Origin of the sequence: Pseudomonas sp. LAMO17WK12:I10, assembly GCF_900215185.1 — a bacterium.
GTDB classification, from domain to species: Bacteria; Pseudomonadota; Gammaproteobacteria; order Pseudomonadales; family Pseudomonadaceae; genus Aquipseudomonas; species Aquipseudomonas chlororaphis.
Window position 1 is genome coordinate 122,953 of sequence record NZ_OBDX01000011.1, and the last position, 22,812, is coordinate 145,764.

3 protein-coding genes (2 of these 3 cut by a window edge) are annotated in these 22,812 nt (G+C 68.2%); all 3 read left to right on the forward strand.

Annotated elements, in window-relative coordinates:
• Tightly spaced (each overlapping or abutting the next), the 3 genes in view from CRO75_RS14455 to CRO75_RS14465 form a layout consistent with a single transcriptional unit that may run on beyond the window.
• Positions 1-11,025: the 3' portion of an SDR family NAD(P)-dependent oxidoreductase gene (locus tag CRO75_RS14455; protein ID WP_097136245.1), read on the forward strand. Its footprint begins 7,071 nt before the window's first position; the window shows 11,025 of its 18,096 coding nt (coding positions 7,072-18,096); the start codon falls outside the window, past its left edge; its stop codon occupies positions 11,023-11,025.
• On the forward strand, positions 11,009-18,118 hold the full coding sequence (locus tag CRO75_RS14460; RefSeq protein WP_097136252.1) for a beta-ketoacyl synthase N-terminal-like domain-containing protein: 7,110 nt from the start codon (positions 11,009-11,011) through the stop codon (positions 18,116-18,118). Before CRO75_RS14455 ends, CRO75_RS14460 begins: the two co-directional genes overlap by 17 nt.
• Positions 18,118-22,812 carry the start of a beta-ketoacyl synthase N-terminal-like domain-containing protein gene (locus CRO75_RS14465; RefSeq protein WP_097136257.1) on the forward strand. 6,756 nt of this gene lie beyond the right edge of the window, so only the first 4,695 of its 11,451 coding nucleotides appear in the window; the start codon lies at positions 18,118-18,120; its stop codon lies off the right edge, out of view. Before CRO75_RS14460 ends, CRO75_RS14465 begins: the two co-directional genes overlap by 1 nt.

Consider the following 22,812-nt stretch of genomic DNA (forward strand, 5'->3'; position numbering starts at 1 on the left):
GAGTCCTGGATCGGCCTGGAGCGTTCCATGCCGCGCATCCTGGCGCAGACCGCCTGGCAGACCCTGTTGCTGGAAAGCACCGCGGCGTGCGACTTCGCCCTGGCCGGCCAGGAGCGGGCCAGCGCCTGTTTCGAGCCGCTGCTGGCGCAATGGCGCGGCGGCGCAAGCGGCAGCAGCCTGTATGTGGGGCATCAGCGCTATCAACTGTCGATGCAGCGCTTGGCCCTTGTGGTGGATGAAACTGCGCAACCGGCGGCCATGCCTTCGGCCCGGGCCAATACCTGGCTGATCACCGGTGGCAGCGGCCATCTTGGGCTGCTGTTCGCCGATCATCTGGCGCGCACCCAGGGCAGCGCCTTGCGCCTGGCGCTGGTGGGGCGTTCAGCGCCGACGCCAGTCCTGGAGCAGCGCTTGCAGGCCTTGGCCGCCAGTGGCGCCCAGGTGCGTTACTGGCAGGCCGATGTGACGGACTTCGCCGCCATGGAGCAGGCGCTGATCCAGGCCCGCGCGGCCTTTGGCCCGCTACAGGGGTTCATTCACGCCGCCGGTGTCGAAGAGGGGCCGGGGCTGTTGCAGGCCTCGGCGCAGGCATTCCAGACGGTGTTAGCGCCCAAGGTGGCCGGCAGCGAAATACTCGATGCCCTGACCGCCGGCGATCCGCTGGTCCATGCCTGCTATTTCTCCTCGACCGCCGCCTTGCTCGGCGACATGGGCGCGGCCAGCTATGCCATGGGCAATCGATTCCTGATGGCCCACGCCACGTATCGCAACCAGCGGGTCGCCCGCGGCGAGCGACACGGGCAGACCATCGCCATCAACTGGCCGCTGTGGAAAGACGGCGGCATGGGCCCGGTGCGGGCCGCCGTCGACTCCGAACAGGGGCGTGGCCTGGCGTCCTACCTGCACAGCAGTGGCCAAGCCTTGCTCACCGCGCAACAGGGCCTGGCGGCCTTCGAAGCGATTCTACACAGCGGCCTGGAGCACGCGGCAGTGGCCTGCGGCGACGCTTCGCGGCTGGCGCAACTGTTCGACCTGGACACCCCGGCGCAACCCGAAGTGGCGCCGCGGGCCGAAGCATCGCCGGCATCCGCGGCGATCGATCTGCACATTCAAGTCCTGTCGGAGCTGCAAGGCCTGTGCAGCGACGTGGCGCAGATCCCGGTTGAGGAATTGCCCGGCGATGCCACCCTGAGCAGCTTCGGCTTCGATTCGATCAACCTGGCGCGGCTGGCCAAGAAAATGCAGCAACGCTTCGGTTTTGCCGTCAGCCCGGCGCTGTTTTTCTCCCATCCGACCCTGGCGCGGCTGGCCGGACACCTGGCGCAACAGCATGCAACGTCGTTGACGGAGCATTATCGTGCGCCGGTCACGGCCCCGGCCCAGGCGGCGCGGCCCTCGAGCGAGCAACGGGCCATTGTCCCGGCGCCTGCCCAGGCCCCGGGCAACGGAGGCGCGCTGCTGGCCGAGCCCATCGCGATCATCGGCGCCAGCGGCCGTTTCCCGCAGTGCGACTCGGTCGATGAAATGTGGCGGTTGCTGCTCGACGGCCGCAGCGCGGTGAGCGCGGCGCAAGCCCCGAATGGCTATAGCTGCGGTTCGTTGCGCGGCGTCGATGAGTTCGATCCGCTGTTCTTCGGCATTTCCCCGCGTGCGGCGCAAGAGATGGACCCGCGCCAGCGTTTGTTGCTCGAAGAGTCCTGGCGCGCCCTGGAGGATGCCGCTATCGGCCCGCGCCAGTTGGCCAGCCACCGCGTCGGGGTATTTGTCGGCCTGGAGGAAGGCGAGTATTTCCAGCTGGGCGGTGCCGGCTCCATCACGGCCAACCACAGCGCCATCGCCGCCTCGCACCTGGCGTATTTCCTCGATCTCGACGGCCCGGTGATGACGCTCAACACGGCCTGCTCCTCGGGGTTGGTGGCGTTGCATCAAGCCTGTCAGAGCCTGCGCCTGGGCGAGTGCGAGATGGCCCTGGTCAGTAGCGCCAACCTGATGCTCACCCGGCAGTCGTTCACCCGCATGGACCAGGCCGGCATGCTTTCGCCGGACGGTCGCTGCCACACCTTCGACCAGCGGGCCAACGGCATGGTCCCCGGCGAGGCGGTGGTGGCACTGGTGGTCAAGCCGCTGTCGGCGGCCCTGGCCGACGGCGATCCGATCGTCTCGGTGATCGCCGCCAGCAAGATCAACTACGACGGCAAGACCAACGGCATCACCGCGCCCAACGGCGCGGCGCAGGCCCGCCTGCTGGCCTCGACCTACGAGGCCTGCAACCTGGCACCGCGGCAGATCGATTACGTGGTCACCCACGGCACCGGCACCGCCCTGGGCGATGCGGTAGAGGTCAACGCCTTGGCGCAGGTCTTCGGCCATTCGCAGGAAGGTACCCATTGCGCGCTGACCTCGACCAAGACCAACTTCGGCCACTGCCTGGCCGCGTCGGGCCTGGTCAGCACCTTGTGCCTGGCATCGGCGCTGCGTCATGAAAGCATCCCGCCGAGCTTGAATTTCGAGACCCACAACGACTTTGTCGATTGGCAGGCAAGTGCCTTTTTCGTCAACACCACGCTGCGCCCATGGCCGGTCAAGGCCGACGGCGCGCGGCACGGCGCGGTGAGTGCTTTCGGCATGAGCGGCACCAATGCCCATGTGGTCCTGCGCGACCTGGCGGGCGCCGAACGTCGTCCGCCGCAGCGCTTCGGGGCCTCGGCGGCGTACCTGATGGTGCTGTCGGCGCGTTCGATCCTGTCGTTGTGCGATCGGCTCGAGCAGTTGATCGAGGTCCTGGCCCGCGAGCCGCAACTGGACCTGGCGGCGCTCAGCCACACCTTGCTCGACGGTCGCCATCACTTCGAATACCGCTGTGCCCTGGTGGCGCAGGACCAGGCTTCGGCGCTGGACCTGCTGCGACAACTGGCCAGCGACTACCTGCCACAGGCCCGGGCCCGGGCGGCCAGCGACGACGCCTTCCCGGCGCAGGTGTTCCAGGAGCGGGTCCTGCTGGGCAAAGGCGACAAGCGCCAGGCGCCGCAACCTTCCATCGTGCGCACCATCGAGCAGTGGGTGCGGCAACTGGGGGATGACCTGGAGGCTGGCGCACAAACCGAGGGCTACGAGGAAACCTTGCGTGGCCTGGCGGATTTCTACTGCCAGGGGTACGCGCTGCCCTGGCACTTGCGTTACCCACGGCAGGCACCCGCGCGCCTGCAACTGCCGACCTATCCCTTCGAACATGGGCGCTACTGGGTCGACCCCCGGGGCCCCGGTCGCGACAGGCTGCCATCGGTGCCTACGGCACAGCCGCTGGTGCGGCTGCTGGCCGCGCAGGCGGGTGGCGGATCTTTTGTCTCGACGTTCACCGGGCAGGAGTTCTTCCTGGCCGACCATGTGGTGCAAGGGCACCACGTGCTGCCCGGAGTGGCTTACCTGGAAATGGCCCTGCAAGCCGCCAGCGCGCTGCAACCGCGCTGGACCAGCGCGCGCCTGGCCAAGGTCGGCTGGATGGCGCCGCTGACCTGGCACGCTGACCAGGCGCGGCAGGTGGAAACCCGGTTGACCCCGCTGGCCGGTGCCGACGGCTTTGCCTACAGCATTGTCAGCCGCGGGGCGGACCAGCTGGAGGTCGAGGCGATCGTGCATGGCCAGGGCGTGGTGTCGCTGTTCGACACGGCCCTGGCCGAGGACCCTGCGGTCCCCGCCATGCTGGATATCCAGGCGCTCAAGGCACGCAGCACCCATGTCCTGTCGGGCGCCGGCTGCTACGCCGCCTTCCAGGCGGCAGGGCTGGCCTACGGCCCGGCTTGCCGGGTGGTCGAGGCGGTCCACTGCGATGGCCGGCAATGCCTGGTGCGTCTGGTATTGCCCGAGGCGCCGGGCGGCCAGCCCACTACTGGCTGGACCTTGCATGCGGCCTTGCTCGACGGTGCGCTGCAAGGGGCGGCGGGGTTCTTCCTCGGTGTGGACGGCAGCGGCAGCCTGCCGCCGAAAGTGCCGTTCGCTCTGGAGCGGCTCGATATCCACGGCGCTCTCGAGGCCAGGATGTGGGCGCTGCTGAGCCTCGATACCCAGGGGGCAGTGAGCAAGCTTGATGCCGGGCTGTACGACGACCAGGGTCGCCTGCGGGTGAGCCTGCACGGCCTGGCTGCGCGGGAGATCGCCCTGGGCGGGCGCGAGACGCTCGCCCCGATCCGCCTGCTGCGCCAGTGGCAAGCGCTGGCCGCGAGCGCCAGGTCGCCGCGGGTGCCGCGGGTGCCGGGCCAGCATCAGGTGCTGTTGCTGTCGGCCGGCGACCCGCTGGCGGCGTCCAGCCGCCTCGGCCAGCTGTTTCCCCAGGCACAGGTGCAGGCGCTGGAGGTGCGCTCCAGCGGCCAGGACAACCAGGCCCTGGCCCGGGATTACCAGGCGGCGGCCGAAGCCTTGTTCGTCCACCTGAAAACCTGCCTGGGGGCCGGCGCCGGCCAGAAGCCGCTGTTTATCCAGGTGCTGCTGCTCGGCTGGCCGGCGGCGCCGGTCATGCTCGGCCTCGAGGGTTTGCTGAAGACCGCGTGCCTGGAAAACCCAAGGCTGCGCGGGCAACTGATCGCCATGCCGAGCCTGGACGGGTTCGAGCCGGGGCTGATCGGCACCGAGCACTCGGCGGTCTGGCTCGAAGGCGGTGAACAGCGGGTGCCGGTCTGGAACCGCAGTGCGGCGCCGGCCGTTCAACGGCCGGTCTGGAAGGATGCCGGTTGCTACCTGATCACCGGCGGCGCGGGCGGGCTGGGGCGGATCTTCGCCCGGGAGATCATCGAAAACAGCCGCGACGCGCGCATCGTCCTGGTGGGGCGCTCGCTGCTGGGCCAGGCGCAACACCAGCAACTGGCCGACCTCGAACAGCGCGGGGCACGGGTCGTGTACTGCCAGGCGGACATTGACCAACTGGCGGAAGTCGAAGCCTTGCTGGCCTCGGTGCAACAGGCCCACGGTCCCCTGAGCGGGGTGATCCATAACGCCGGCATCACGGCCGACGACTTTATCCTCAACAAGACCCAGGCGCAGTTCGCCGCGGTGCTGGAGCCCAAGGTGCGCGGCACCGCCAACCTCGATCACGCCACCCGCAACCTGGGCCTGGAGTGGTTCGTGCTCTGCGCCTCGGCCAGCGGCGTGACCGGAAACGTCGGCCAGGCCGACTACGCGGCGGCCAATGCCTTCCTCGATGGTTTTGCCTATGTGCGCAACCAGCAGGTGCGCCGTGGCGAACGCCAGGGCCATACCTTGGCGGTGGATTGGTCGCTGTGGGCCGAAGGCCGCATGCGCCCCGACGCAGTGACCGAGGAACGCTTGTGGAGCCAGTTGGGGATTCGCCCCCTGAGCACGGCGGTGGCGCTGTCGGCGCTACGCAGCGCACTGGCCGAAGGCGCGACCCAGATGCTGGTGGCCGAAGGCGATCCGGCCCAGGCGCTGGCGCCTTTTGGCCTGGACTCGGCGGCCTGCGCGCCGGTCGAACCGCCCCGGGCCACGCAGGCCCTGGCCGCAGCGGTGACCGCGGAGCAGGTGCAGCAGTACTTCAAGCAATTGCTCTGCGATGTGTTCGCGCTGCCGGCGCATCGGATCGATGCCCGGGCGCCCCTGGAAGATTACGGCATCGACTCGATCATGGTCGGGCGCTTGACCGCCCGCCTCGAAGAAGTGTTCGGGCCCTTGTCGAAAACCCTGTTCTTCGAATTCCAGACCCTGGAGAAACTCTGCGGGTATTTCCTCGAGCAGCATGGCCAGGAACTGGCACGACGCCTGGCGCCGGCCTCCAGCGTCGCCACACCCGAGGTCCCGCCAACCACCGTCCCCGTCGTATCTGAGCAGCCCGGACAGCCACTGATACCAGCGCCTGCCGCTGACGACCTCGCGGAGTTCGCCATCGTCGGGCTCAGCGGCCAGTACCCGCTGGCGGCTGATCTGCAGCAGTACTGGGCCAACCTGCGGCAGGGGCGCGACTGCATCACGCCGATCCCGGCGCAGCGCTGGAACCACGAACGCTTTTACGCCGAGCAGAAAAACATTCCCGGCACCACCTACGGCAAATGGGGCGGCTTCATCGACGATGTGGACTGCTTCGACACGCTGTTTTTCAACATCTCGGCCCGTGAGGCGCAGATCCTCGATCCCCAGGAGCGGCTGTTCCTGCAATGCGCCTATCACCTGCTGGAAGATGCCGGCTACACCCGCGCGACCCTGGCCGCCACGGCGCGCCGCTACAGTGGCGAACACAGCGCCGCCCACAGCCTGGACAGCGCCGCCGTCGGGGTATTCGTCGGCGCGATGTACAACGAGTACCAGCTCTACGGCCCCGAGGAGACGGCCCTCGGCCATCCGCTGGCGATTCCCGGCAACGTCGCCTCGATCGCCAACCGGGTGTCGTACTTCTGCAACCTGCATGGCCCCAGCGTGACCCTGGACACCATGTGTTCCTCGTCGCTGACTGCGATCCATATGGCTTGCCAGAGCCTGCTGGCCGGCGAATGCGCGCTGGCGATCGCCGGCGGGGTGAACGTCACCGTGCACCCCAACAAGTACCTGGTGCTGGGCCAGGGCCGTTTCCTCTCCGACGACGGTCGTTGCCGCAGTTTCGGCGAGGGCGGTACTGGCTACGTGCCCGGTGAAGGGGTCGGCGCGGTATTGATTCGCCCGCTGGCGGATGCCCTGGCCCAGGGCGATCGCATTTATGGGGTGATCCAGGCGTCGGCCATCAACCATGGCGGCAAGACCAACGGCTATTCGGTGCCCAACCCCAATGCCCAGGCGGCGTTGATCGCGGCCGCCTTGCGGCAGGGCCGGGTGGACCCGCGCACCATCAGTTACGTCGAGGCCCATGGCACCGGCACAGCCCTGGGCGATCCCATCGAGATCGCCGGGCTGAGCAAGGCCCTGGGGGCTTTCCCGCAGGACGGCCGGCAGTGCGCCATCGGCTCGGTCAAATCCAATATCGGTCACACCGAAAGCGCGGCCGGTATCGCCGGGCTGACCAAGATCCTGCTGCAATTCCAGCACCGGCAACTGGTGCCCTCGCTGCACTCGGCGGTGCTCAACGGCAATATCGACTTCGCCGGCACGCCGTTCCGGGTCCAGCAGGTCCTGGCGGACTGGGGGGTGGCCGAGGGCGAAGCGCGGGTGGCGGCGGTGTCCTCGTTCGGCGCCGGCGGCTCCAACGCGCACCTGATCCTGCGCGAACCCTCGGAACGCGAAAGCGTCGCCCGGCCCGCCAGCGATGACGGACAGGCCTGGGCGATCCCGTTGTCGGCGCGCACCGCGGCGCAGCTGCGGGACAAGGTGGAACAACTGCGCCTGGCCCTGGCCGATGGTCATCCACGGACCCTGGCCGACATCGCCCATACCTTGCAGGTGGGGCGCGAAGCCATGCGTGAGCGCCTGGTGTTCATGGCCGACTCGCTGGACGTTCTCGCGACGCGCTTGCAGACCCTGAGCCTGAACTGGGTGCATCTGGAGGCAGAGGCTGCGAGCGGCGCCGGAGTGTGGCGCGAACCGGCCGGGGCCGGAGTGTTCTACCGGGCCAGGGCGGGTGTGGCGCCTGCCGCTGTTGTGACCGGGGCGGCCCTGGAGGCGCGCCTGCGCGCCTGGGTCGAAGGCGCGCCGCTGGATTGGGCCAACCTGCAACCGGGCAATCGGGGGCGGCGCATCGGCCTGCCGCTGTACCCCTTCGCCAAGGAACGCTATTGGGCGCCCTTGGGCCTTGATGCGCTTGCGCCGGCGCGGCCCTCGCTGGGGGACCAGCCGATCCTGGTCCGCGCCTGGCAGGCCGCGCCCCTGGCGAGCGCGGACCTGCCCGCGGCCCCGGGCGCACTGCTGATCCTGTGTACCGAACCGACCCTGGCGCTGGCCCGGAGACTGTTCGCGAGCAGCGGCGTGGACAAGCATTACCTGGTGCATCAGGGCGAGCAGGGAGTCGATTTCCATGACCCGGACAGCACCCTGGCGGCCTATCGTCGTTGCCCGGGGCCGTTGACCGGGCTGATCGACCTGACGGCCCTGGATGAACGCTATGAAGCCAGCACCGCTCTCGAACGGGGCAAGCTGGCGCTACTCCAGGCCTTTGTCGCCGAGCAGCGCCAACACGTGCCGCGGCTGTTGCTGGTGACCCACGGCCGGCACCAACTGCGGCCGACCTTGCAAGGCGCCCGCACCGCGGGCCTGTACCGGATGCTCAATGCCGAGTATCGCAGCGTGCGAGCGGGAGTCCTGGATACCGACCTGGACCCGACGCAACAGACCGCTCTGATGGCCCAGATCGAGGCCGAGTTCAACGCCGACGCCGAGGCGGACTGCTGCTACCGCCAGGGCGAGCGTTTTGTCGCCACCTTCGAACCGCTCGCAACGCCCGACACGGCGGCGCCGGCCTACCAGGCGGACGATGTGCTGCTGGTGACCGGCGGCACCGGTGGGATTGGCGCGGCACTGGTGGACCATCTGCTCCAGGCGGGTGCGCGCGCCATCGCGATCATCGGCCGCGAGCCATTGCCCGACGCCGGGCAGTGGCCACGCGTGCTGGCCGGCGATAGCGGGCTCGACGGCCGGATACTGGCCAGGGTCCGCCGTCTGCAAGGCTGGGTGGAGCGGGGCGCACGGGTCGCCTATCAGTCGTGCAACCTGGAGTCGCCAGCGGCCATCGATCAGGCCATCGCTGTTGTTGAAAACCACCTAGGGCCTGTCACCGGCGTCTTCCATTGCGCCGGATCGGTGAGTAACGCGCCAGCCTTCATCAAGAAACCCGTGGCCGACATGGCAGCGGTGTGCACGCCGAAAATCTCCGGCCTGGCAGCCTTGTATCAACGTCTGGACCGCCCGCGGCTGCGCTTTTTCCTGATGTTTTCCTCGGTCTCGGCGAGCGTGCCGGCCCTGGCGGCGGGACAGAGCGACTACGCCATGGCCAATGCCTATATGGATCAGTTCGCCCTGGCTCACCGGCGCGTGGGGCTGTGCTCCGTGCAATGGCCGGCCTGGGCCGAAGTCGGCATGGCAGTGGGTAACGGCGGGCCGCTGGCTGCGCAGATGGGACTCAAGCCCCTGGGCACTGCTGTCGGCCTGAGCCTGCTGGATCGGGTGCTGGCCCTGGCCCTGTCGCCGGACAACCCGGGGGTCTGCCTGCCTTGCCATATCGACCCGGAGCAGTTCAGCCCGGCGCAGCTGGACTGGCATCCAGCCGCCCCGGCCGCGCAAGCTCAGGCCACGGTAAGCCCGGCCGTGCCGGCCCCAGTGGCGCCCGCATCCTTGCTGGCGAGCGTGGAACAGGCGATGCGCGAGCTGTTGATGGACGAGTTGAAGTTCTCCGCCGGGCAACTGGCGGACCGGGACATGGCGTTCGCCGACTACGGCATCGAGTCGATCATGGTCTTGCAACTGATGGAGCGCCTCGGCGCCTGGGTGGGCAACCGCCTGGACCCGTCGCTGATGTTCGAGTTCACCACCCTGGGCAGCCTGAGCGAGCATCTGGCAAGCACTTACCCCGAGGCTCTGCAGCAACACCTGGGCCTCCTGGAGCAGAGCCCCGGACCGGCACCGCTGGCGCAGCCTGAACCAGCGCCAGCCCTGGCCGAGACCGAGACCTCCCGGCCAGCGGACATCGCCATTATCGGCCTGGCCGTGCGCCTGCCCGGCGCCGAAGATGCCCAGGCCTTCTGGACCCTGCAAGAACGCGGCGGGTCGGCCATCGGGCCGATGCGCGACCAGCGCTGGCCGGGCGGACATGGCCAGGCCTACGGCGGCTGGCTGGACGCTATCGACCGGTTCGATCCGGCGTTCTTCGGCCTCAATCCCAAGGACGCGGCGGTGATGGACCCCCAGGCCCGCCTGATGCTGGAACAAGGCGTCACGGCCCTGTTCGATGCCGGTTATTCCCAGCGGGAGCTGTCGGGCAGGCCGGTGGGCGTCTACATCGGCGGCCGCCTGCGGGTCACCGCCGACGCCCGGTCGCTGGCCGAGGCCAGCAACCCGATCCTCGGTGTGGGGCAGAACTACCTGGCGAGCAATCTGTCGCGCTTCTTCAACCTGACCGGCCCCAGCCTGGTGGTGGACACCGCCTGTTCCTCGGGCCTGACCGCCATGTCCCTGGCCTGCGACGCCTTGCGCAACGGCAGCATCGGCATGGCCCTGGTGGGCGCCACCAGCCTGTTGACCTCGTCCGACGCCCACGACCTGTTCTCGGCGCGCAATATCCTCAGCCCCGACGGCGCCTTCAATATCTTCGACGACCGCGCCGCGGGCGATGTGCTGGGCGAGGGCGTGGTAGCCCTGGTCTGCAAGACCCTGGCCGCGGCGCAGGCCGACGGCGACCGCATCTACTGCGTGGTCAAGGGCCTGGCGGTGAACAACGACGGCCGCACCCTGGGGCCGGGTTCACCCAGCCTCAAGGCGCAGCAGGAAGTGATGCGGCAAGCCTTGCGGCAGGCCGGAAAAACCGCGCGGGACGTCGGTTATATCGAGGTCAATGGTGGCGGTTCGGCGGTGGTCGACGCGGTGGAGATCAAGGCGCTGGCCCAGGTCTACGCACTCGACGACAGCGCCCTGGACGCCTGCTGTCTGGGCTCGGTCAAACCCAGCGTCGGCCATCTGCTGCTGACCTCGGGGCTGGCCGGCTTCGTACGCTGCGCCTTGAGCCTGCACCATCGGCAGATCGTGCCCAGCGCCTGCGGCCTGGGGCCTTTCGAACACTTCGACTTCGGCACTTCGCGGGTGCATTTCAACCGTCGCACGCTGGACTGGAAAACCCCCGACGGCCGCTCCCGGGTTGCCGCCCAGAGCTGCTTCCCGGACGGCGGCACCAACTGCCATGTGATCCTCGAAGAGTTCATCGCCGCCCCTGGCTACGAGCAAATGCGCCAGCCCTTGCCGGCCCCGGTGTTCGACCGTCGCTCTTTTTCCCGCCACCGCGACCCCGCGCCGGCCGCCATTGCCCGGGTTGAGCCTGCCCCCGTGGCAGCGGCGGTTGCGCCTTCTTCTATCCCGTCAAGCTGGGGTGTGATTCATGAACAAGTACTTTGATCTGACGCTCGGCGCCGAGCATCCGCTGGTTGCCCATCATCGCGTCCAGGGCCAGTCCGTGTTGCCGGGCCTGGCCTATATCGACTTGCTGCTGCGGGTCGCCCGCGACGGCCTGGGGCTCGACTGCCTGCATACCCAGGTGCGCGACCTGGTGATTTACCAGCCGTTGATCGTCCAGGCCGGTTCGGCGCTGCGCCTGACCCTGGCGCTGCAGCCCCAGGACGACGCCTGGGGCGTGGATGTCGACGGCGTGGTGCTGCAAGGCGAGGCTGTCGTCGGGGCCAAGGTGCAGTACTGCACGGCGCGCTTGCACCCGACGCTCGAGGGGGCGGGGGCCAGGCCCGACCTGGACCTGGCCGCCCTCAGGGCCGAGGCCGACAGCCAGGTCCCGCTGCAGCAGCTATATGCCCAGGCGCGGCAGCGGCAGCTGGTGCATGACGGGCTGTTGCTGGCCGAAGGCTGCATCCATCGCTTTCCCTGGGGCTGCCTGATCGAGCTGGGCGTCGCGCCGCAATGGCGGCAGCTGATGCCCGATGCGTTGTTTCATCCCACCCTGGTCGACGGCGCGGCTGTGGCCTCCGCGGTGCTTGAAGACTGCTTACCCGCTGGCGATGACGGCCTGTACCTGCCTTTGCACTACGGCAGTTTCCAGGCCCGGGCGCTGTTGCAGGAGGCGTGCGTGGCCCGCGTCGAGCTGGCCCGGATCAGCACGGCCAATGATATTCGCAAGCTGGACATCGACTTCTACGACTTGGCGGGCCGCTGGGTGGCCAGCCTTGGCGAGCTGACCGGCAAACGTGTCAGGGCCACGCTGGGAGCATCCGCGGTCCAGGCGCCGCAAGCTCCGCAGCGTGCGCAGGCCGCCAAGGCCGCGGGCCCCGAGCTGGCATCCGCGATCCTGGCGGTGTTTGCCCGGCACCTGCAGACCCGCGTCGATCAGGTGGACCCGCAGCGCGGCTTTTTCGATATGGGCCTCAGCTCGGCGCAGATGCTGACCATCCTCAAGGACATCGAACAACTGCTGTCCCGGCGCCTGAACCCGACCTTGCTGTTCGAACACAACACCGTCGAGGAACTGCTGGGCCATCTTCGCCAGCTGGCGCCCACGCCCCAATCGACGGCGCCAGTGTCCGACGGGCAGCTGATGGCTTCGGCGGCGTACCGTTTTGCCGCCGACGAGGCGTACCTGCTGGATCATCGGGTGGACGGCCAACCGGCCCTGATGGGCATCACCTACCCGAGCCTGGTGCTGCACACCGCATTGGCCAGTGTGGCGGGCTTGCCGCTCAGCCTGCAGGACATCCGCTTCCATGGCGGCCCGCTGAAGCTGCAACCGGGGCAGGTCGCCGAAGTGGAGGTCAACCTTGCGGCCGACGGCGGTACAGGTTTCAGGGTGCATCAACGCCTAGCCGGGGAGGGCGCCAGCCTGTGCTGCGAAGGCCGCCTGCAACCGGCGGAACGCACCGAGCCAGCCGCGCTCGATCTCAAGGCGTTGATCGGCGCGGCCCGGCCGTGCAGCCAGGAGCAGATCGACAGTTGGTACCGCGCGGTGCCGGCCTTTGCCCTGGGGCCGATGCTCAAGACCCTGGTCGCCGCCTACGAGGGCGCCGATGGCAGCCTGATCTGCGAGGTCGAGCTGGGCGCCACCGAGCGCTCCTTTGTCAACGGCCTGGCCCTGGACCCGCTGTTGCTCAACAGCTGTTATCTGTTTCCCGTCTCGGGCCAGTCGCCCCAGGGCGCGGCCGCCACCTTCGTGCCGCTGCTGATCGAACGCCTGACCCTGTGGCGCCGCGCGGGCCGCAAGGCCTTCGTGGTGACCGGGCCCAAGCGGGTCAAGGACGGTTTCATCGCCTTCGATTCGCTGATCGTCGACGCCGAGGGGCGCGCGCTGGCGTCGCTGGTCAATGCCTCGTTGCGTCGCCTGGAACCGAGCGTCGCGCCTCGACCGGCCGCAGCCGCAACCAGGGCTCAGGTCCAGGCCCAAGGCGGTCACCGGGTGGCCGTGATCGGCATGGCCGGGCGCTTTCCCCAGGCCTACGACCTCGACGGTTTCTGGCAGAACCTGCAAGCGGGCAAGGACTGCATCAGCGAGATCCCGGCCAGCCGCTGGGACTGGCGCGACTACTACAGTGACAACGGCGAGCCGGGGACCATTTCCAGCAAATGGGGTGGTTTTATCGACGATGCCGCCACCTTCGATCCGCTGTTCTTCCAGATTTCGCCCCGCGAAGCCGAAGTGATGGACCCCCTGGAACGGCTGTTCCTGCAACACGCCTGGATGGCCATGGAAGACGCCGGCTACACCCGCGAAGCCTTGCAGCGCGGCAGCGCGGGGGACGGCGCGGCCAATGTCGGGATCTACGCCGGCGTCATGGGCCAAGAGTATCCGTTGTTCGCCGCGCAATCCACCACGCCCATGGGCCTGGGCGGCGGCACTTCCTCGGTGGCCACGCGGATGGCCTATGTCGGCAACTTCAACGGTCCGGCCATGGCCATCGACACCATGTGCTCAAGCTCCCTGGTGGCCCTCGACATGGCTTGCCAGGCCCTGCGTTCGGGGGCGGTCGACACGGCCTTCGCCGGCGGCGTGAACCTGAGCCTGCACCCCAGCAAATACCTGATGTTGTCCCAGGGCCAGTTCATTTCCTCCAAGGGCCATTGCGAGAGTTTCGGCGAGGGCGGCGACGGCTACATTCCCGGCGAAGGCGTGGGCGTGCTGTTGCTCAAGCGCCTGGAGGACGCCGAGCGCGACGGCGACTTCATCTACGGGGTGATCCGCGGTACCGCGGTCAATCACGGTGGCCGTGCCAGCGGCTACACCGTGCCCAACCCCTCGGCGCAGACCCAGGTGATTCGCCAGGCCTTGCAGCGGGCGGCGGTCACCCCGGACCAGATCAGCTATATCGAGGCCCATGGCACCGGTACCAAACTGGGCGACCCGATCGAAATCAGCGGGCTGACCCGGGCCTTCGAACATGATCCCGGGCAGCCCCGCGAGACGCCCTGCCTGATCGGCTCGGTCAAGTCCAACATCGGCCACTGCGAAGGCGCGGCGGGGGTCGCGGGGCTGATCAAGGTGCTGCTGCAAATGCAGCATCAGGTCATAGTGCCGTCGCTGCATTCGCAGACGCTGAATCCCAACATCGATTTCTCCCTGACGCCGTTCCAGGTCAATCAGCAGTTGGTACCCTGGCCGGTCAAGGAGGGGCAGGGCCGGCGCATTGCCGGGATCAGCAGCTTTGGCGCCGGGGGCGTCAATGCCCATGCCATCGTTGAGGACTATCCGCCGGCCCCGGTCCAGGCTCGATCTGCGGCCGTCTGGCTGATTCTGCTGTCGGCCCGCGACACGTCCCGCCTGCCGCTGATGGCCGGCAACCTGCTGGCGGCCATCGAGCGTCTACACCTTTGCGACGATGCGCTGCCAAGCCTGGCCTACACCCTGCAAGTGGGCCGCGAAGCCATGGAGCATCGCGTCGCCACGGTGGTCGCCAGCCTCGACGAGCTCAAAGAGCGCCTGCACAGCCTGGCCGCGTCCGCTGTCGACCCGCAATGGCAGCGCGGTTCGGCCAGCCAGGGCAAGGACACCCAGGACCTGTACCGGGATGAAGACGCCCGACAGTTACTGCACACCTGGCTGGACAAGGCCAATCTGCCGGCCCTGGCCCGCGTCTGGGTGCTGGGCGTGGCGGTGCCCTGGGCGCAACTGTACGGGCCCCGGCAGGGCTTTGAACGGCTGCCCCGGCGCCTGCCGCTGCCGGCCTATCCGTTCAAGAACGAACGCTATTGGCTGGCCGCGTTCGCGCCGGCCATCGAGCACCCGGCAGCGCCGGAGAAAGCCCTGTCAACGGCGCAAAACGCTCTGTTCGAACAACAGTGGTCGCTGCGTCCGGCAATGGCGGGCACGCCTGCCCACAGCCGCGAAGCGGGTTTTATGCTGATTATCTGCACGGCGGCCACCCAGGCCCTGGCGGAGCGCCTGGCTGCGGGGCTGGACGCCGCGCGGATCGTGCCGATCAGCGAACTGGCCCTGCGCGCGGAACCGCTGTGCAAAGTCAACGGGCATGAGTTGTATGGGGTGCTGGACATCACCGGCTGCGACCCGGCCTTCGTCGAGCGTTGCACCCATGACCTGGAGGGCTGGTTCGAGGGCCTGCAACGGCTGGTCGAGCAGACCCGCATGCGCGACATCCGCCTGCTGTACGTCTCCCGGTACCTGGAAGCCTTCCAGCGGCCGGCCTCCCTGGCGCCTGCGGCCCAGGCGGCGGTCCCGGCCTGTCTGTACCGCTGCCTGGGCGCCGAGTATCAGCGCCTGCGCAGTGGCCACATGGACACCGACCTGGCGGCCGACGACCCGTTGCTGGTGGCGCAAATCATCGAACAGATGTATCGCGCGCCCCACGAACGGCATGTCTGCCATCGCGCCGGGCAGGTCTATCTGCCAGCGCTGCGGGCTATGGCGGAACGTGCCGCCAGGCCGGCCTTCAGCCTGCCCGGCGAGCAGGCGCTGTGGATCACCGGCGGCACCCGGGGCCTGGGACTGTTGTGCGCCCAGCACTTCGTCACCCGCTACGGCGTGCGCAAGCTGGTGCTCAGCGGTCGCGAAGCCTTGCCGCCGCCCGCGCAATGGCCGGCGCTGCTGGCGGGCCCGGCCAGCCCGCTGCAAGAGAAGCTGATCGCGTTGTCGGCCCTGCAACAGCAGGGGGTCGAGTTGCTGACCCTGGCGGTGGACATGAACGATGCCGGGGCGATGCAGCAGGCCGTGGCACGGATCGGCCGCGAACTGGGCCCGGTGGGCGGGGTGATTCACTGCGCGGGCCTGGGGGATTACAACAATCCGGCGCTGATCCGCAAACCGCTTGCCGATGTGCAAAAGGTCCTGGCGCCCAAGACCCGTGGGCTGGACAACCTGTACCGGGCGCTGCAGGGCTCGCCGCTGTCGCTGTGCGTCCTTTACTCCTCGGTCAGCGCGCAATTGCCCGAACTGGCAGCGGGGCAGATCGACTACGCCATGGCCAACGCCTACCTGGATGCCTTTGCCGCGCAGCATCAGGCCGACAAGGTACTGAGCCTGCAATGGCCAAGCTGGACCGACACCGGCATGGGGGCCATGGACAGCGCGCTGTATCGCGGCACCGGCCTGCTGGGGCTGAGCGACCAGGACGGCCTGGCGTTGCTGGACCGAGCGCTGGCCAGCGGCCGCTCGGGGGTGCTGTTGCCGGCGTGCTTCAACTCCGACCTGTGGTTGCAGGCCCCGATACCCCAGGCGCCCGTCGCCGCGCAGGCCAGCGCGGCGCCGGCGGGGGCCGCTGTCGCGGGCGATGCCCTCGAGGCTCAGGTGCAGCAATGGTTGAGTGGCTTGTTTACCGGTGAACTGCGGATCGCCGCGGCGGATTTCGATCCCCGGCTGGATTTCGCCAACTATGGCCTGGACTCGATTCTGATGGCGCAGATCCTGCGTACCATCAATCGGCGCTTGAAGGTCGACCTGGCGCCGTCGTTGATTCTCGAGCATCCGAATCTCAGGGACCTGAGCCAATGGCTGCTGGCCCACCAGGGATCGGCCCTGGAACAGGCATTTGCCGTCGACGCCGCCGCACCTGCGCCCAAGCTACCCCAGCCAGCTTCGGTGCTGCCCGGACCGATGCCTGGGCCATCGGCGCCGGTACCCAAGATGACGTCCGGCGGGCGCGAGGCCGAGGACAATGAGATTGTCGTGGTCGGCATGTCGGCGCGTTTTCCCGGGGCGGCCAGCCTCGACGACTACTGGCGCCTGCTCAAGGAGGGGCGCAGCGCCCTGGCGCCCGTGTCGTCCCGGCGCTGGCCCGACGGCGCGCACTACCTGGCCGGCACACTGGAGAACCCCGATTGTTTTGATCGCGAGACCTTCCACATTCCGCCGGAAGACTTCCACGCCATGGACCCCCAGGCGCTGATGGTGCTGGAGGAGTGCCTGAAGCTGTGGGCCCACGCCGGCTATCGGGTCGAGGAAACCAGGGGCAGTGCCACCGGGGTCTACCTGGGCGGCCGCGCCCGCAGCAGCCTGGACCCCGAGGCCCTGCGCCAGGCGCGCAATCCCATCGTGGTGGCCGGGCAGAATTACCTGGCGGCCAATCTCTCGCACTTCTTCGACTTCAGCGGCCCGAGCCTGCTGATCGATACCGCCTGTTCCTCGGCGCTGGTGGGCATGGGCATGGCTGTCCAGGCCCTGCGCAGCGGCGAAATCGACGCCGCGGTGGTCGGCGGGGTCAGCCTGCTGGACGGCGAGCGCACCCATGCCCTGTTCCAGCAGCGCGGGCTGCTCAGTGTCGGCACCGGGTTCCACCTGTTCGATGAACGGGCCGACGGCATCGTGCTGGGCGAGGGGGTCGGCCTGGTGCTGCTCAAGACTGCTGCCCGGGCCCGCCTGGACGGCGACACCGTGTATGCCCGGCTCAGCGCCCTGGCCAGCAACAACGACGGGCGCACCGCCGGCCCGGCCACGCCCAATGTGCAGCGCCAGAAGGCGGTGATGGGCAAGGCCCTGGGCCAGTCGGGGCTGACGCCCGGGCAGATCGACTATATCGAGGTCAACGGTTCCGGCTCCCAGGTCACCGACCTGCTGGAGCTCAAGGCCATCGATGCGGTGTATGGCCAGGGCCAGGGCGTGGGACGTTCGGCCGGGAATCCCTGCGGGCTGGGTTCGATCAAGCCCAATATCGGCCATCCGTTGTGCGCCGAAGGCATCGCCAGCTTTATCAAGGCGGTGCTGATGATCCAGCACCACAGCCTGGTGCCGTTCCTCTCGGGACAGCTGCCGTTGCGCCATTTCGACCTCGAACGCTCGGCCTTTTACTTTCCGCGCAACGCGGTGGCGCTGCCCGAGGGGCGGCCGGTGCGGATCGCCCTCAACTGCTTCGCCGATGGCGGCAACAACGTGCACGCCATCTTGCAGAGCCCGGCAGCACCGACCGTACCCGCCCGGCGCCAGCCCCTGGCCGCGCCGATCCTGAACCGCGAGCGCCAGAGCCATGCCCCGCTGGCGGCGACGATGGAACCGATACCGTTGGCCCGCGACCACGCGCCGGCCACCTCTATGATCTGGGAGCAACTCTGATGCGCACTCTATTGGCCGAGAGCAAGATTTCGCTGTCTTGCGCCAACCCTGTCATCGGCGCCCACTGGGTGCACGGACGTCCGGTGTTTCCGGGGCTGGCCTATATCGACCTGATCTACCAGGTCTGCCAAAAGCATGGTCTGGGGTTCGCCGAGCACCGCTTGCAGACCTTGCGCATCCACCGCCCCCTGGCCCTCGAGGGGGTTGACGGCACCCTGGTGGTGCGGGTGGCGCTGTTTCGCGATGATCCGCGGTATTACACCCTGCTGGTCGAAGACCTGAGCACCGACGGCCAGGCCCGGCCCTATGCCACGGCGGAACTCGAACACACCGGTGCCGCGGCTTTTGCACCCGAGGAGCGGCTCGCGCCCCAGGCCGCAGATGGTGCCCGGGAGGTGACCCCAGAGGCCCTGTACGGACAGTGCCGCGACCATCAATTGATGCATGACGACTACATGCAGGTACGCGGACATATCCGTACCGGTCGCGACGGCTTGCTGGCCAACCTGACGCTGGGGCCGCAGGCGCTGCCCGATGCCGGGCGGTTTCTGTTCCACCCGGCGCTGTTCGACGGCGCGGCCATCAGTTCCCAGGCCCTGGAACTGCGCAACGGCGAGCAATCGGCACCGCCGCCAAGCCTGTACCTGCCGCTGCTGTTCCAGGGCTTCAGCGCGGTGGCGCCGATCACCGGGCAATGCCGGGTGCGGATCAAGGCCGACTCGGTCAGCGTCCAGGGGGAACTGGTGGTCTTCACCCTGGAGTTCTTTGCCGACAGCGGCGAGAAAATCGCCCAGATCGAGCGTTTCACCGCCAAGCGGGTGCGGGCCGAGCAGGGCCTGCATCAACCGCCGATAGCGCCGCCGGTGCCTACCCGGCAGGCGCCGCCCCCGACGGCGCCGGCTGGCGGCAGCGAGCATCCGCTGGTGCTCAGGCTGCGGCGGCTGATTGCCGACAAACTGGGCACCGGCGTGTCGCAGGTGGCCCTGGACAAAGGCTATTACGAGCTGGGGCTGGATTCGGCGGACCTGCTCGACCTGGTGACCCATGCCAGCCAGGCGCTGGGGCTCGAGCTGTCGCCGACCCTGTTGTTCGAACACACTACCCTGCAGGAGTTGGGAGCGTTCTTCCAGCAACACTATGGCGCAGTGCCAGACAGCGCTCCGGCGCCCGCTGCGGAGCAGGGCACGGCAATACCGCAAAGCGCGTCCTGGACCCAGCGCTTCGTCGCCGAAGAAGCCTATCTGCAAGACCACCTGGTACTGGGCACGCCGGCTTTGATGGGCGTGACCCATCCGTGCCTGGCCATCGAGGCCTGCCTGGAGCAATGGGGCGCCGCCAGCTTTCCGCTGAGCCTGGGGCACATCCGCCTGCTGGGGGGACCGATCACCTTGCAGGCCGGGCAGTCGGTGGAGCTGACGGTTGCCCTGGACCCGCAGCGCGAAGCATTCAGCGTCGGCTTTCGCCGCGACCGGGCGGCAAACGTCGAACCCTGCTGTGTCGGGCAATTGCGCCTCAAGGAGCGGTTCGAGGCCCGCCATCAATCGCCGGACAGCCTGCTGGCGGGGCTGACGCGGCTGTCTGATGAAGCGATCGAGCAGTCCTACCGGCGGATCCCGCAGTTCAGCGTGGGGCCGTTGTTGCAGAACATCCGCGAGGCGTACACCGATGGCGACTCCCTGCTGGTGAGCAAGGTCGACCTCGGTGCCCCCCGGGCCAAGGGCGGGCGCACGCATTACGGGTTCGATCCGCTGTTGCTCAACGGCTGTTTTTTCTTTCGCGACCCGGACTTCGGCCAGCCTCAGTCGAGCATGTATGTGCCGCTGCTGATCGAACGCATCGTCCAGGCCAGGCCCTTGCCGTCCACGGTCTATCTGGTCAATCGCCTGCGCACGGCCAAGGCCGGCTATGTCGCGTTCGACGTCGATGTGTTGTCGCTCGAGGGCGAACACCTGGCCAGCATCGTCAATGCCTCGGTCAGGCAGGTGAGCGATCCGGCGCGCTTGAGCAACGCCAACTTTTCCCGCCCGGCAGCCGCTGCGGCACTGGCGCCAGCCGAGGATGACATCGCCATTATCGGCCTGGCCGGACGCTATCCGGGGGCCGACGACCTGGAGCAGTTCTGGCGCAACCTGAGCCAGGGCGTCGACAGCATCACCCCGATTCCCGCCACGCGCTGGGACCACGGGCTGTACTTCGACGCCGACAAGGATCGCCCGGGCAAGACCTATGGCCGCTGGGGCGGGTTTCTCGAGGATATCGACCAGTTCGATCCCTTCTATTTCGCCATCACACCCCGCGAGGCGGGGTTCATGGATCCCCAGGAACGCTTGTTCCTGCAATGCGCGGTGCATGCCCTGGAAGACGCCGGCTACACCCGCCAGGGCCTGCCCCGGGACGTGGGGGTCTACGTGGGCGTGATGTATCAGGAGTATCAGCTGTACGGTGCACAACAGACGGTGCTGGGCAACCCCATGGCCCTGGGCGGCAGTGCCTCGAGCATCGCTAACCGGGTGTCCTATGTGTGCAATTTCACCGGCCCGAGCATGGCCGTCGACACCATGTGCTCATCCTCGCTGACCGCCTTGTACCTGGCGTGCCGCGCGCTGGAGCGAGGCGATTGCAGCAGCGCCCTGGTGGGCGGCGTCAACCTGTCGCTGCACCCGAACAAATACCTGATGCTGGGGCAGGGGCGCTTCGTTTCCAGCGAAGGCCGTTGCCAGGCCTTCGGCGAAGGCGGCGACGGCTATGTGCCGGGCGAGGGCGTCGGCGTCATGCTGATCAAGCCGCGCGCCCGGGCCGAGGCCGATGGAGATCATATCTACGGGCTGATCAAGGCTTGCGAGATTAACCACGGCGGCAAGTCCGCCGGCTATTCGGTGCCCGGGGTCAAGACCCAGGCTGACGTCATTGCTCGCGCTTACGGGCGGGCCGGCATCGACCCACGACACATCAGCTACCTGGAAGCCCACGGCACGGGCACCGCCCTGGGCGATCCGATTGAAATCGCCGCCCTCGGCGCGGCCTTCCGGCCCTACACCGAAGACCGGCAGTTCTGCGCCATCGGTTCGGTGAAATCCAACATCGGCCACTGCGAAAGCGCCGCCGGGATTGCCGGGATCACCAAGGTGCTGTTGCAGATCAAGCACCGCCAACGGGTGCCTTCGCTGCACAGCGCGACCCTCAACCCACGGATCGACTTTGCCGCCTCGCCCTTTGTGGTGCAGCAGCAACTGGAGGACTGGCCGGCGCTGCACCTCGAGGGCAAGGCCCTGCCACGTCTGGCCGGCCTGTCTTCGTTCGGCGCGGGCGGCTCCAATGCCCATATGGTGTTGCAGGAGTACCTGGCGGCCGAGGACCGGCGCCAGGTCTCGACACCAGCCTTCCTGATTCCGCTGTCCGCCGCCAGCCAGCCCCAGCTGCAACGCCTGGCCCGGGCGCTGGGCACCCGAGTCACCGCCTTGCTGGAGGAGGAAGCGGCGGCGGACGGCCGTCAGCGCCGGCTGGCGGACGTGACGTTCACCCTGCAGAGCGGGCGCGAGGTCCATCCGCATCGCCTCGGGCTGCTGGTGGATTCCCTGGCGCAGCTGTCGGAGAAACTGCAGTTGTTCCTCGCGGTCGAGGTGCTCGATGCCCGGGCCCTGGCGCGCTTGCGCGAACAGCAGGTGTTCGTCGGCGAACGCACGTCGGCAGGCGGCTTGCCGGAGCAACTGGCCGAGGTGGATGTCCAGTTGCTGGTGAATGCCTGGATCGAGCGGCAACGCCTCGATGAAGTGCTGCGCTTCTGGTCCCAGGGCGCGGCAGTGGACTGGCACCAGCAGCAACGCCCCACGGGCGACCAGGAGTATCGGCCACGGCGCATCAGCCTGCCGGGCTATCCCTTCGCCCAGGAGCGCTACTGGTTCGAGCCCCGGGCGCTGGCGAACGCGGTCGCCGCTCCAGCGGCGGCAGACACCGTCATCCTGGCGCCGCTCGCCCAGGCCACAACCGCGTTCGAGCGCCTGGCCCAGGCCCTGTTCGAGATCACTGGCATCAGCCCTGAGCGCCTGGATCCCCATGGGGATTTCGAAAGCCTGGGGCTGGACTCGGTGATGATCATGAAACTCAACCAGCAGGTCAGCGCCTGGACCGGCGAAACCGACGCCACGCTGTTCTACAAGTACAAGACCCTGCACGAACTCAGCGAGTACCTGCAGGCGCGACCAGGCCTGGCCGTGGCCGCGCCCATCCCGGCCGAGACGCTCCGGCCGGTCATCGCCAGCACCCCGTCGGGCAGCGCCGATAGCGCGCCGGCGATGGACGACGACAGCATCGCGATCATCGGCATGAGCGGCCGTTATCCGCAGTCCGAGACCCTAGAGGCCTTCTGGCAGAACCTGCGCGATGGCGTCGATTGCGTGACGGAAATTCCCCTGGAGCGTTTTGACTACCGTTCGATCTTCACCCCGGGGGCGAAAGGCCGTACGGATGCGATCTATTGCAAGTGGGGTGGCTTCCTCGGGGACGTCAGCCAGTTCGATGCGCCGTTTTTCAATGTCTCGGCCATGGACGCCGCGTTCATGGATCCCCAGGAACGGCTGTTCCTGGAAATGGCCTGGACCTGCCTGGAAAGCGCCGGCTACCTGACGCCGCGCTGGCAGGCCACACCCCGGGACTTCGGGGTCTTCGCCGGGGTCAGCGTCAATAACTACCAGCTG